The following is a 12,686-nucleotide window of genomic DNA, read 5'->3' as shown; positions in this document are numbered from 1 at the left end:
GGGCGGGACCCGTGGCGGCCGTGGAGCCGGCACCGCTACCGCAGGTGCCGCTCCGCGAAGGCCAACTCCAGCCGCACCTGCTTGATCCGCTCCTCCACCACCAGCGAGCCGTGACCCGCGTCGTACCGGTACACCTCGTGGACCGCGCCGCGGGCCGCGAGGCGGTCCACGTAGTTCTCCACCTGGCGGATCGGGCAGCGCGGGTCGTTGACCCCGGCCGAGATGTACACCGGAGCCGTGACCGCGTCCACGTACGTCAGCGGGGACGAGGCCTCGTAGCGCTCGGGGACCTCCTCCGGAGTGCCGCCGAGCAGTGTGCGGTCCATCGCCTTCAGGGCTTCCATCTCGTCGTGGTACGCCGTGACGTAGTCCGCGACGGGCACCGCCGCCAGGCCCAGGGCCCAGGAGCCGGGCTGTGTGCCGAGTCCGAGCAGGGTGAGATAGCCGCCCCACGAGCCCCCCGACAGCACCAGCTTCGCCGGGTCGGCCACGCCGGAGGCCACGGCCCATTCTCGGACCGCCGCGATGTCCTCCAGCTCGATCAGACCGACGCGGTGCTTCAGGGCGTCCGTCCACGCCCGCCCGTAGCCGGTCGAGCCCCGGTAGTTGACCCGGATCACCGCATAACCGTGGTCCACCCAGGCCGCCGGCGCGGCCGCGAAGGCGTCGCTGTCGTGCCAGGTCGGGCCGCCGTGTATGTCGAAGACGGTGGGGAACGGCCCCTCGCCCTCGGGTCGCTGCACCAGCGCGTGGATCCGGCCGCCGGGGCCCTCCACCCACACGTCCTCCACACCGACCGAACCGGGCGCCTTCAGACCCGGCGGGTCCAGTACCTCCCGGCCCGCGGTGGAGCGGACCTTCGGGGGCTGCGCGGCGGACGACCACACGTACTCCACCGTCCCGTCCGGCCTGGCCGTCGCGCCCGAGACCGTCCCCGCCGGGGTCTCCACCCGGGTCAGCTCGCGCGTGGCCGGGTCGAACCGCCACAGATCGCTGCGCGCCTCGAAGCTGTGCGCGACGAGCAGTGCGGAGCCGTCCGGATACCACTCGGCGCTCACGTCGCCCGGCAGGTCGATCGCGAGGTCGGTCTGCTCGCCCGTCGCCACGTCCCACAGCATGGGCTCCCAGCGCCCCCGCCGCTGGTGGCCGACCAACAACCGGGTGTCCCCCTGGACCGGGGCGAAACCGAGCACCTCCAGCCCCAGCTCCTCCGAGCCGCCCTCGGTGTCGTCCAGCTCGCACACCGTCGTCCCGTCCAGCCGGACGACCCGCAGCGCCGAGTGCATCGCGTCGCCGTGCTCGGTGTGCTCCAGCGCGAGCAGCGTCCCGTCGTACGACAGGTCGCCGACGCCCGCCGACTCCCGGTGCCGGTAGATCTCCACCGGTGCACCGCCGGGCCGCACGACGTGGATCGTCGTCCCGTCCTCGTCCGTGGACCGGCCCACCACGGCCGTGCCGTCCCGGCCGAGGGCGACGCCGGCGCTGTACGAGGGCGCGAGGCCCGGCGTGGCGAGTTCGTCCGGCCCGCCGCCGAAGGGCTGCCGCATCCAGACGCCGAATTCGTCACCGTCCGTGTCCGAGAACCACCAGATCCACGCTCCGTCGGGGGTGAGTATCCCGTCCGTCGTCCCGTTCGGCCGGTCCGTCGCCTGGCGCTGTCCGCCGGTGGCGCGGTCCCAGGCGTACAGCTCGTACGTCCCCGTCGCGTTCGAGACGAAGAGGGCGCGGTCCGGGGCGTCCTCCGCCCAATCGGGCAGCGAGACCCGGGGCGCGCGGAACCGCTGCTCCCAGGCCGGCATGTCCGCGGGCCCGCCCGCTGACACCGCCGTGCGCTCCCCGGCGGGAGCCGCGGGAACGACGGCGGGTGCCGCGGACGCCGTGGATTCGGTGATCTCAGTCATGCCCACCATTCTGCGCCGCCGCACCCACAATCCGTTCGCCCCGCCCTCAGCCTGTGGACAACCTCCGCGACATGTACTCACCAACCCCTTCCGGTCGGCGTGAGGCCGACCGCCCGCTGGGGGCGAAGGGGCTGCGCCGCGGGCCCCGCGCCCCCGACCGGCTGCGGACGCGTCCATCAGGGGATGACGGGACTGCGGCGTTCCAGAAGGACCACGTCCCGCCACACGCCGTGGTGGCGGCCGATCCGTTCGCGGGTGCCGATGACCCGGAAGCCCAGGCTCCGGTGGAGGGCGAGGCTGGCCCCGTTCTCGGGGAAGACGCCGGACTGGATCGTCCAGACGCCGGCCGCCTCGGTCGAGGCGACGAGCCGCTGCAGCAGGGCACGGGCCACCCCCCGGCCGCGGGCGGCGGGGTGGACGTACACCGAGTGCTCGACGACTCCCGCGTAGGCGCAGCGGTCGGAGACGGTCGACGCCGCGACCCAGCCGAGCACGTGGCCGACACGGTCGGCGGTGAGTTGCGTGGTGTCCGCGGCGCCCCTGGACCGCGGGTGTGTCGGGGGTGCGGCCGGCCCAGGCGCGGAATCCCCCAGGGCGACGAACCGATGCTCCGTCAGTTTCGCCGCGTCGAACTCGGCCCAGGACGGAGCGCGGGTCTCGAAGGTCGCGTCGCCCTCGTCGATGCCGAGCCGGTAGACGGCGAGGACCTCCTCCGCGTGCGCGGCTGTCATCGGCACGACGATCACGGCGGCCCCTCCGGTGCGGTCCTGCGGCGTGAGGACTCCATCATGCGGCCTCGGCCACGGCCACGGCAGCCGGGCTGTCGAGCGTGGGAGGGCTAGGCCATGCGCTTGAGCGTCGCGTAGACGACGAGATTGCCGAGGTAGCCCGTCTTCTTGGTGTAGCCCCCGCCGCACGTGATCACCCGCAACTGGGGGACGGTGGTGCCGGCGTACACCTTCTTGCTGGGGAAGGAGTGCTTCGAGTACACCTCGACGGCGTCCACGGAGAAGTGCGCCGTGCGCCCGTCGAGCCGGGTGACCTGGATGGCGCTGCCCTTGGTGAGCGCGCCCAGCCGGTAGAAGACGGCGCGGCCGGTGGGGGTGTCGACATGCCCGGCCACGATGGCCGCTCCGACCTCGCCCGGTGCCGGCCCTCTGGAGTACCAGCCCGCGATCTGCGCCTTGTCGACCGGCGGCACCTCCAGCGCGCCGTTCTCGTCCAGGGCGAGGTTCATCAACGGGGTGTCCACACGGATGGCGGGGATGCGCAGCCGCACCGGTACGGAACGAGGCCGGGCACCGGGCGGCGCCTTGGCCGCCCTGGCGGCGGGCGGGACGGCCAGAAGGGGCGGGACGGCCGGCCCGTGGGAGACCGCCGGGCCCGGCACCGGTGCGGTGAAGGCCTGGGCGGCGGACGGCTGGGGAGCCGTCTCGCCGCGCAGACCGTGAATCAGCAAGCCGATGCCGACCAGCAGCATGACGCCGAAGACCCTGATCGACGTGAAGGGGGAGGGGTGCTTGCGTCCCATAGCGGTCCGGGCTCCGGTCTCGGTGACGGAGGTGGCGGGTCCCTTCGGCCGGTGCCGGGGGCCGCTCAGGCCGCCGAACCGTTGCCGTGACGACGCCGCAGCGTCAGGACGCCGCCCGCCGTCGCGGTGAGAACGAGCGCGGCTCCGATGGCCAGCTCCGTGCTGTTCATCCCGCCGCCACCGCCGAATCCACCGCTCACCGCACCGTCCGGGCGCCCGGCGACCTCGAACTCGGACTCGACCCGGACCCCGGGAGGGCACTTGACCGTGATGTCGTACGTGCCTTCCTTCGCGTTGTCGGGAACGGTGAACGTGCCTTCCAGTTCCCCTTCGTTGCCGCTCTCGGTCAGATTGATCTGACCTCCGATCTCCGCCTGTCCCTTGGCGTAGGTCGCTGCCGGGTCGCAGACCCCGGACGTACTGACGGTGATGGTCGAGCCGGGATAACCCACCTCGGGACTGACCGTGACCTCGGACCCTTCGGCGACTGCCGCGGGAGCCGGGATGCCGAGTGCGGCCAGGGCCAGGGCACTTCCGGCGAGAAGACGTGCGGTACGCATTTTCACCACCCTCCGAGTGGCGCGGGCCAGGACTCGTTGCCCCGACGAGGACGCCGCGCTTCAGGGGGAAAGGCAATCAGTTCTTGTGATCAAACGACTGCAGCGAAATGGCCCGACGATTCCGCGTCGTCCTCATGTCGTGCCATTCCCACAGGTCGCGGCGCCCGCAATAGGCTCAAGGACGGAATATCGAAACGGCTCGGCGAACGGGTGGCGACACGCGCGTCGCAGTCGCCGCCCGGCGTGTCGGCCGCTCAGTGTCCGCGCAGCCAGTCCTCGATGACGTCCAGGTCGTCGTTCCGGAGGCCACGACGGGGATCGACACGATGGAGCAGAGCCCTGTTCCCGTGGTGAGCGGCCACCCAGGCCCTGTCCGCCTCGCCGATCTCGTCGTCGACCCCGACGAACGGGCGTCCGCCGGCCCGGTCGAGCAGCGTCCGGGTCTTCCAGTGGAGCCCCGCCCGCCGATCCTGTTTCTCCTGCTCCGGCGTTCCCGGCCAGTCCACGACGTCGAGGCGGGGCAGCCCGAGCAGCGACCCGACGCACTCGTCGGCGTCGTCCATCCACGTCGTGGCCCACACCAGTTCGCAGGGAAGGGCCGCCAGCCTGGGTCCGAGCGCCGGATCGAGCCTGCCCAGCAGCGGATTCAAACCGGCCGCCGCCACCGGCCGCTGTTCCTGACCACCGGCCTCGTGCGCACCGGGTGCGGCACCGAACGGCAGGAGGGGCCCGTCGACATCGAGGAACAAGAGAGGACGGCGGTCCCGCGCAGTGGGCATCCCGGCAATGTACCCGGCCGTGCCGACGGTGTGCGGACGTCCCTGCCCGCCCGCCGATGTGCGTGGCCGTTGCCGGGCCAGCCGATGCCCTTGCGTGTTACGCGGTGGGAGTCCTTCTCCCGGATGGAGATCTGCTTTGTGATCTTCGCCGACATCCTGGGTTGGACGAGCCTGGCGAACCGGTCACCGCGAAGTACGCGGAGCGCCGGACTGCGACCTGGCCCCACCAGTACTGCACCGGTCGCCTGCCCCCGGAGAATCGGCCGTCGAGCCGTGGGAACAGCGGTTCTGCCGACCCCCGACGCGATGCCGGACAGTGTCAGGAGCGGTGGCGAGGGACAGCGGTCAGGGGTGATGGAGGGCGAACGCCCGTGCGGGGAAGCCCGAACCGCCCAGTGGCCGGGGCCAGGTGGCGACGATCAGGGCGCCCGCCTCCGGGAGCCGGTCCAGGTTGGTCATCAGCTCGATCTGCCAGCGGTCACGCCCCAGGACGTACGCCTCCAGGGCGCAGTCGCCCGCGGAGCCGGCGATGCCCGGGTCGGTGTCCGACTGCTCGTGTCCGATGGCGGTGGCGTCCACCTCTTCGAACAGGTACCGCAGGACCTCTGCCGACCAGCCCGGCGTGTGGCTGACGCCGTCCTCGTCCCGGTTGGTCATGGCGACGGGGTCCGGCCAGCGCCGGCTCCACCCCGTGCGCAGGGCGACGAACGACCCGGCCGGCACGCGGCCGTTCCTGCGCTCCCAGGAGCGCACGTCGTCGAGGGTGGGCGTGGTGTCGGGGTCGGTGCGGACGCGGTCGGCCACGTCGAGCACCACCAGGGGCAGGATCATCTCCTCGACCGGGATCCGGTCCAACGTGCGGGCCCCGGCCACGAAGTGCGACGGCGGGTCGACATGAGTGCCCCACTGGCCGACCAGTGTGTAGCGGTGCACGGTGAAGCCGTCGCCTCCTTCCAGGCTGAACACCGTCTCGCGCCGCTCGTCCCCGAACCCCGGGAAGTGCGGCTGCCCGGACCGGAAGGGGTGAGTGAGGTCGGTGCGGACCGCCGTTTCGATCAGGTCGCGGTGTGCCGACCACAGCCGGTGCTCCGGCGCTCGGGCGCTCATCGGGCTTGCTCCGGCGGGGTGGTGGCCGCCGCGACAGGGGCCGCCGGGGTGGCGGCGGCACCCGCCGGGACCCCGGAGACCGCCGCGCCGCCCGCGGGACCGGGTTCGCCGGCGGCGGGTTCCCCGGAGTCCGCTTCCCCGCGTGCCGGCTTCCCGGCGTTCGCCGCGGCCGGCCGCCGTGTCATCCCGACTCCCAGCAGGACGACGGCCATACCCAGCACCACCCGCATACCGAGGTCCTCTCCGAGGACGACGGCGCCGAGCAGCACGGAGACGACGGGCAGCAGATAGCCGACCACGGCGGCGTTGGTGGCCCCCTCGTCGTTGATGATCCGGTAGGTGAGATGGAAGGTGATCGCGGTGCAGAGGACGCTGAGGGCGACGGCGGCCGTCACCACCGTGAGGCTGGGGTCGATCCGCTCCAGCCCGCCGACGGGCATCGCGACGGCGGTAAGCCCGGTCGCGGCGAGGAGTTGGGCCGCGGAGAGCGAGATGGTCGGGGTCCCCTTGCGGACCAGCGTGCGGCCCATATAGGTGAACGCGACGGCGTAACTGGCGGCCGCGCCGAGGATGGCGAGGGCGCCCCAGCCGGCGTCGCCGGTGGTCTGCCAGGGGGCGAAGATGACGATCGTGCCCGCGAAGCCGAGCAGCAGACCGGTCAGCCGCACCCGGTGGATTCCCCGCTCCGAGCCGAGGGCCAGACCGAGGGCGATCGACCAGAGTGGTGTCGTCGCGTTGAGGACGCCCGCGAGACCGGAGTCGACGGTCTGCTGACCGAGGCTGAACAGCGCGAAGGGGAGGGCGTTGCAGAAGAACGCCGCGACCGCTATGTGCCGCCACACGGCAGCGCCCCGGGGCAACCGGTGCCCCGTCGTGTAGCAGGCGACCACGAGGACGAGGGCTCCCAGCCCGCACCGGACGAATGTGACCTGGAGCGGTGAGAGCCCCCTCAGTGCCAGTTCGATCCAGAGGAACGTGGAACCCCAGAGCAGGGCGAGCACGGCAACCCGCAAGCCGCCCCAGAGACTCTGTGCGCTGCTGTTCACGATGCTTCCTCCACCGGGTTCGTCCGTCGTTGCGGGACGGGGTCGGCTGTCACGGGGTGGTGCGGGGCGGTGCCCGCTCCTCGAAGGTGCCTCAGTCGAGCCTTACGGACAAGCGAATGGTTCTACTCATTCTGTTAAGTTGTGCTACATGCTCGACGTGAGGCGACTGCAAGTCCTGCGTGCGGTGGTCACGAGTGGCACGGTCACCGCCGCCGCAGCCAATCTCGGTTACACGCCCTCGGCCGTCAGCCAGCAGGTGGCGGCCCTGGAGAAGCAGGCCGGCACCCCCCTGCTCGAACGGGTCGGCCGGGGGGTGCGCCCCACGGCCGCGGGGCTGCTGCTGACCGAGCACGCGGCCCTGATCGGTGCGGCGGTCTCCCAGGCCGAGACGGCGCTCGCCGATCTCCGGGCCGGGCGGACCGGCCGTCTGGCGGTCCGCTACTTCGCCACGGCCGGTTCCACGCTGGTGGCGCCCGCCCTGGCCGGGGTCCGGGCGGAGCATCCCGGCGTCCGTATCGACCTCGAACTCAACGACGTGGACGAGCCGTTCCACGATGTGGCGCCGGGCCGGACCGACCTGGCCGTCGTCGTGCAGGCGCGGGACCGTGTCGGCCCCGGCTTCCGGGTCGTCCACCTCCTCGACGATCCGTACGACGCCGTCCTGCCGCTCGGTCACGTGCTTGCCGCCAGGGAGGTCGTCGACCTGCACGAGCTCTCCGGTGAACAGTGGGTCGGCAGTGAGCCGCCCGGGCCGTGCCTGGAGCCGGTGATCGACTCCTGCGCGGCAGCGGGCTTCAGCCCGGACTTCGTGATCCGGAGCGAGGACTACGCCACCGCTCAGGGGTTCGTCGCGGCCGGGCTCGGAGTCGGTCTGATGCCGAGGCTGGGACTCCGCAACCGGCATCCGGGTGTCGTCGTGCGCCCGGTCCGCAACCCCGAGCCGCTCCGGGTCATCTCGGCCGTTGTGCGGGAGACCGCACTCGAACAGCCCGCGCTGCGGGGGCTGTTGGACGCGCTGCGGGCCGCCGCCGACCCGTCCGCGGGGACCGGCCTGTCCGTGGGGTAGCCCGACCCGAGCGCCGGGCCCGACCGGTCTGCCGCCCGACCCGTCCGCCGCCGCCGCGGCGGACCGAGTCCCGCGCACGGGCCGTGCCCCGGCGGTGCGGGCGGCGGGCGCGCACGTCAGGCGGTGCGGGAGAAGGGGGCGGGCGGTGCGGCCAGCGTGACCACGGCCGAGAAGATCTCCCGGTCGTGCTGGTGCGCGCCGACCCGGACCCGGCCGGGCTCCGCCGTCGGCTCGGCTTCCAGCCAGCAGGGGGCGTCCATCTCGGCGTACTTCACGAAGTCGGAGTCCATGCCGGTGACGAACACCGGCTGCGGGTGCGCCGTGGCCAGGGCGGCCTGGCGGGCGGCCTCCAGGAGCAGCATGCCCGGGACATGGTCGACGACGTGGTCGAAGAGGACGGGGTGGGTCGTGTCGACCCGCAACTGCCAGCGGCCGGGCCGGTCCGTCGCGGCGAGGACCACGTCCTCGAAGCGGTCGCGGCCGAACGCCGAGAGTCCGGCCGGCGGCGGCAGCGGTACGGCGCGTGCGGTGGCCGCCGCGCCGTCGGCGTAGCTTCCGCGCAGCCGGTTGTAGACGGTGCGGTCCTGAATGGTGAAGCGCGTGCGCGCGGTGGCCAGCGGACGGCCGTCCCGCTCCACGTGGACACTCAGGGATATCGCCGCGGCGCGGCCTCGTCGGTACGTCACATCGTTGCAGTTCAGGTGCAGTTGGAGTGCGGCCGGAGTGCCGTCGGCGCGGGCGGCGGCCGGGTCGAGTTCCCAGCCGAAGTCCTTCCACAGCAACTGGTGGCCGAACGACACCCCGTAGGCGCCGTGGGACAGCAGCGGCAGCGTCTGGCGGACGGTTTCGCTCAGCAGCAGCGGATCGTGCAGGCCGAGGCGGTCCGCGTAGAACGGGTGCGCGGTCGGCCAGACCGCGGTGGCGGTGTAGGCGTCGGGCGCGGTTCTGCGCCAGTCGCGAAGCAGCACTTCGTCCGGGTTCGTCTTGTGGGTGAAAGCGGTCTCAACCGCCACGAAACGGCTTCCGAGAGTGTGCTGGGCAAGGCTGATGGACATGGTGGGTCCCCCTGGTGCGGTGGCTCTCTCAATGGGCACGCGCAGGTGAAGCGAAGGCGTCCGCAGTGACAGGGCGGCGCCGACATGAATAAAATAGAGGTCGTTCTTTTTGTTTGTCTACGGGTTAGGGAGTCCGCCGATGGCACGGCAACGGCAGGAGCGCGCGGAACGGACCCGTCTCGCGCTCATTCGGGCAGCAGCCGAGGTGTTCGACCAGTCCGGCTACCACGGGGCGGGGCTGAACGCGATCCTGCAGAAGGCCGGCACCACGACCGGGGCCATGTACTTCCACTTCCGGTCGAAGGAGGACCTGGCGCGGGCCGTCATCGTGGAACAGGCCGCCGAACTCCATTGGCCCGTCGACCACAAGGGGTTGCAGCAGTTGGTCGACGTCTGCCAGTACCTGGCCGTGGAAATGCGGTCCAACGTCCTGTTCAGGGCCGGTGTGCGGCTCGCCGTCGAGCAGAGCGAGGTGAACCTGCTCGACTACTCGATCTACGACTGGTGGGCCGAGCAGTTCCGCGCCCATCTCGCCGAGGCACGCGAACTCGGCCAGCTCCACCCGGACGTGGACGAGGATGCCTACCCACAGGTGATCGTGGCCGCGTACACCGGTTCGCAGATCATGTCCCGCCTCGCGTCCGACCGGGCCGACCTGCCCGCACGCATAGAGAACATGCTGCGATGCCTGCTGCCGGCCCTCGCGCCCGCGGAGGTCATCGCCGCGCTGGAGTTCCCCGGGGCGGGGGCGGTGCCGGCGGACAAGGAGAAGGTCCCGGAGAAGGAGCAAGGGCCGAGGCAGGGGCAGGGGGCGGAACGGGACGCGGAGCACCAGCCGGAGCAGGAGCCGGAAGCGGACGCGGTGCAGGCGGCGGCCGGGAAGCCCGCGAGGAAGAAGACGGCGGCGAAGGGCGGTTCCTCATGAGGCCCCTGCGGGTGCTGCTGACCGGCTCGACGGGCTTCGTCGGCGGAGCGGTCCTCTCCCGGCTGCTGCGTGAGCGCGCGGACGGGCGGCCCGTCGAGGTGCGTGCGGTCGCCCGCCGCGTACCGGCCGACGCGCCGGCGGGAGCGGGGTGGGTGTGCGTGGACCTGACCGATCCCGCGTCGCTGGACGGCGTGGCACGCGGCATGGACGTCGTGGTCCATCTTGCCTGCCGGGTCGACGGGGACGCCGAGGAGTGCGAGCGGACGAACGTCGGCGGCACCCGGGCCGTCGTCGAGGAGGCTCGGCGCGCCGGGGTGCCGCGCCTCGTCCACCTGTCCACGACGGCGGTCTACGGCCCCGGGCCGCACCGCAGTGTCCCCGTGGACGGGGTGACGCCCGAGCCCGTGTCGGCCGCCAGCAGGACCCGGCTGGCCGCCGAGCGCATCGTGCTCGACGCCGGGGGCGTCGTCCTGCGGCCGGGGCTGATCCTCGGCGCGGGTGACCGCTGGGTCGTGCCCGCGCTCGGCGAACTGCTCCGGCGGGTGCCGTTCCGCTGGGACGGCGGGCGCGGACGGATCTCCGCGGTGGACGTCGACGACTTGGCGCGGCTCATCGACGCCCTGGCCACGGCCCCGGGCCCGGTCCCCTCCGGGGTGCACCACGCCAGCCATCCGGTGCCGGTGCGCAACTCCGACCTGATGATGCGGCTCGCGGAACTCGCCGTACTGCCCGCGGTCACCGGTGACCTGCCCTGGGATCAGTGCCTGGCGAGGCTGCGCGAGACGCCCGGCCGTATCAGCGAGCGGCAGTTCGCCCTGCTGGCGAGCGATCACTGGTACGAGAGCGAGGAGATCTGGGAGCTCACGGACTGTCCGCCGGGGCCGGGGCCGCTGGCGCGACTGGCCGGGGCGGCCTCCTGGTACCGGGAGCACCTCGCGGCCGCGTGAGAACGGGACCGAGTCGGGACGGATGCCCCCGACTTGGCCAAGTGTTCGCGAAACCGGGCGTGAGAGGCATCCCCCGCCACAACCGGCGGTAGGTTCGCCGGACAAGGGGGTCCCCGGGTCTCCCGGCCTCCGCCCCGAACCGCGGGGCGGGCGGGGACGCGGCGACGGGCCCGCTGCCCTCGGCGCCGGGGCGCGCATCCCAGCCCGGTCCCGTGGGATTCAGATCCCGTGACGGATGCCGAGGGTGGACCCATGGTGAAGCAGGTGAGAGCCGAACGTACCCGGCAGGCGCTGATCGACGCGGCGGCGGTCGAGTTCGATCGTCAGGGCTACGCCGGGACTTCGCTGTCGGCCGTGCACCGGGCCTGTGGGGTGACGATGGGAGCGCTCACCTTCCACTTCCCGACCAAGGCCGACCTGGTCGGCGGGGTCTGCCGGCAGGCCGAGGGCCTCACCCGCGAGACCTTGGCGCGGTTGGCACCGGACCGTCCTCCCCTGCCGGACTGCCGCAGCCTGCCGGGGGAGCCCGTCCGGCCGGACGGAGGGCTGCCGCCGGTAGCCGAGTTCACCCTCGCGGTGGCCCGGCTGCTCGACGAGGAGGTCACCGTACGCGCGGCGGCCAGACTCTCCCGGGAGCATGCGGTCGCCTCCCCCTGGCACGCCGTGTGGCGGGACGCCCTGCGGGAACTGCTCGCCCGTGCCCGCGTACCGTCCGACGCCGGGTCCGATCGGCTCGAACTGCTGGCGGTCTATCTCACGGCGGGCGCCGAGGCGGCCCTGCGGGAGGGGTGCACCGGCGCGGAGGTCCGTGCCCAACTGGAGTGCCTCTGGCACTTCGTGCTGCGGACGGAATGCCCGCCGGACCGGACCCGGCTCCGCGCACATGTACACGAACCTCCGAGAAGGTAGAGGCTCACCATGACTCGACGCTGCGCGCTCGTCACCGGCGGTTCCCGGGGTATCGGGGCCGCGATCGCCAACCGGCTCGCCGCCGACGGGCACCGCGTGGCGGTGCACTGCCGGGCCGACTCCGCCGCCGCGAAGACGGTGGTGGACGCCCTGCCCGGCACCGGTCACGCTCTGATCGCCGGTGATCTCGGTGCACCCGGGGCCGCACACGAGGTCGTCCGGTCTGCGGTCGGCCTGCTGGGCGCGGTGGACGTGCTCGTCAACAACGCGGGTGCCTACACCGAACAGCCCGTGGCCACCACCTCGTTCGAGGAGTGGCAGGCGGACTGGCGGCGCCTGGTCGACGTCAACCTGCTCGGTCCCGCGGATCTGATCTGGCAGTTCGTCGACCACCTGCGGCACCGCGTCCAGGGTCCGCAGGGCGCGCGCATCGTCAACGTCGGCTCGCGCGGCGCCTACCGCGGTGAACCGGATGCCCCCGCCTACGGGGCGACGAAGGCCGCTCTGCACTCGCTCACCCAGTCCCTCGCGGTGTCACTGGGCCCGCTCGGTGTCGCCGTGACCGCGGTCGCGCCGGGATTCGTCCGCACCGACCTCACGGAACCCATGCTCGTCGGTCCCGTGGCGGACGAGGTGCGACGGCAGAGCCCGCTCGGCAGGATCGCCCTGCCGCAGGACGTGGCGGCGACCGTCGCCTGGCTGAGCAGTGCGGATGCGGAGTGGTGCAGCGGCACCGTCGTCGACGTCAACGGCGCTTCCCACCTGCGCTGACCTGCTGTCCGGGGCCGTGCGCCCATGTGCCTCACCCGTCCTGGCCGTTGATCCGTACTGCCCGCCCCATCCGTACTGCCCGCCCCGCT

At 72.6% G+C, this 12,686-nt stretch carries 13 protein-coding genes; 5 read left to right on the top strand and 8 right to left on the bottom strand.

What is annotated here, in order from left to right; all coding sequences use genetic code 11:
* Nucleotides 1–35 precede the first annotated feature (35 nt).
* From O7595_RS15125 to O7595_RS15095, 7 genes are all read right to left on the bottom strand, one after another.
* On the bottom strand, nt 36–1,799 hold the full coding sequence (locus tag O7595_RS15125; protein WP_269732493.1) for a S9 family peptidase: 1,764 nt from the start codon (nt 1,797–1,799) through the stop codon (nt 36–38).
* 278 nt (nt 1,800–2,077) lie between these two features.
* Nucleotides 2,078–2,632, bottom strand: a complete 555-nt coding sequence (locus O7595_RS15120; protein ID WP_269729213.1) for a GNAT family N-acetyltransferase — start codon at nt 2,630–2,632, stop codon at nt 2,078–2,080.
* Between the two features lie 107 nt (nt 2,633–2,739).
* Nucleotides 2,740–3,432, bottom strand: a complete 693-nt coding sequence (locus tag O7595_RS15115; RefSeq protein WP_269729212.1) for a class F sortase — start codon at nt 3,430–3,432, stop codon at nt 2,740–2,742.
* Nucleotides 3,433–3,497: 65 nt separating this feature from the next.
* Nucleotides 3,498–3,992 carry a hypothetical protein gene (locus O7595_RS15110; protein ID WP_269729211.1) on the bottom strand — a complete coding sequence of 165 codons (495 nt, stop codon included), beginning with the start codon at nt 3,990–3,992 and terminating at the stop codon, nt 3,498–3,500.
* Nucleotides 3,993–4,246: 254 nt separating this feature from the next.
* Nucleotides 4,247–4,771: an HAD domain-containing protein gene (locus O7595_RS15105; protein WP_269729210.1), complete on the bottom strand. Its 525-nt coding sequence runs from the start codon at nt 4,769–4,771 to the stop codon at nt 4,247–4,249.
* A 345-nt stretch (nt 4,772–5,116) separates the two neighbouring features.
* A complete protein-coding gene (locus tag O7595_RS15100; RefSeq protein ID WP_269729209.1) occupies nt 5,117–5,878 on the bottom strand; it encodes a cyclase family protein in 762 nt (253 codons plus the stop codon).
* On the bottom strand, nt 5,875–6,924 hold the full coding sequence (locus O7595_RS15095; RefSeq protein WP_269729208.1) for a DMT family transporter: 1,050 nt from the start codon (nt 6,922–6,924) through the stop codon (nt 5,875–5,877). Before O7595_RS15095 ends, O7595_RS15100 begins: the two co-directional genes overlap by 4 nt.
* Nucleotides 6,925–7,072: 148 nt before the next feature.
* Here O7595_RS15095 and O7595_RS15090 point away from each other — a divergent pair, with 148 nt between their 5' ends.
* Nucleotides 7,073–7,990, top strand: coding sequence for a LysR family transcriptional regulator (locus O7595_RS15090; protein ID WP_269729207.1), 918 nt, complete (start codon nt 7,073–7,075; stop codon nt 7,988–7,990).
* A gap of 116 nt (nt 7,991–8,106) precedes the next feature.
* Here the strand turns inward: O7595_RS15090 and O7595_RS15085 are convergent, their stop codons facing one another.
* Nucleotides 8,107–9,045: a ScbA/BarX family gamma-butyrolactone biosynthesis protein gene (locus tag O7595_RS15085; protein ID WP_269729206.1), complete on the bottom strand. Its 939-nt coding sequence runs from the start codon at nt 9,043–9,045 to the stop codon at nt 8,107–8,109.
* Between the two features lie 139 nt (nt 9,046–9,184).
* On the opposite strand from O7595_RS15085, the gene O7595_RS15080 reads away from it, so the two are divergent.
* The 4 genes from O7595_RS15080 to O7595_RS15065 all read left to right on the top strand — a co-directional run bounded on the left by O7595_RS15080 (nt 9,185) and on the right by O7595_RS15065 (nt 12,597).
* Nucleotides 9,185–9,970 (top strand): ScbR family autoregulator-binding transcription factor, encoded by a 786-nt coding sequence (locus O7595_RS15080; protein WP_269729205.1) that lies wholly within the window; start codon nt 9,185–9,187, stop codon nt 9,968–9,970.
* On the top strand, nt 9,967–10,917 hold the full coding sequence (locus O7595_RS15075; RefSeq protein WP_269729204.1) for an NAD-dependent epimerase/dehydratase family protein: 951 nt from the start codon (nt 9,967–9,969) through the stop codon (nt 10,915–10,917). Before O7595_RS15080 ends, O7595_RS15075 begins: the two co-directional genes overlap by 4 nt.
* Nucleotides 10,918–11,169: 252 nt before the next feature.
* Nucleotides 11,170–11,826 (top strand): TetR family transcriptional regulator, encoded by a 657-nt coding sequence (locus O7595_RS15070; RefSeq protein ID WP_269729203.1) that lies wholly within the window; start codon nt 11,170–11,172, stop codon nt 11,824–11,826.
* Nucleotides 11,827–11,835: 9 nt separating this feature from the next.
* Nucleotides 11,836–12,597, top strand: a complete 762-nt coding sequence (locus O7595_RS15065; RefSeq protein WP_269729202.1) for an SDR family NAD(P)-dependent oxidoreductase — start codon at nt 11,836–11,838, stop codon at nt 12,595–12,597.
* Nucleotides 12,598–12,686: the final 89 nt, after the last annotated feature.

This window comes from Streptomyces sp. WMMC940 (genome assembly GCF_027460265.1).
GTDB lineage: Bacteria > Actinomycetota > Actinomycetes > Streptomycetales > Streptomycetaceae > Streptomyces.
The sequence above is the reverse complement of the archived record's forward strand: the minus strand, read 5'-3'. Positions and strand labels throughout refer to the sequence as shown.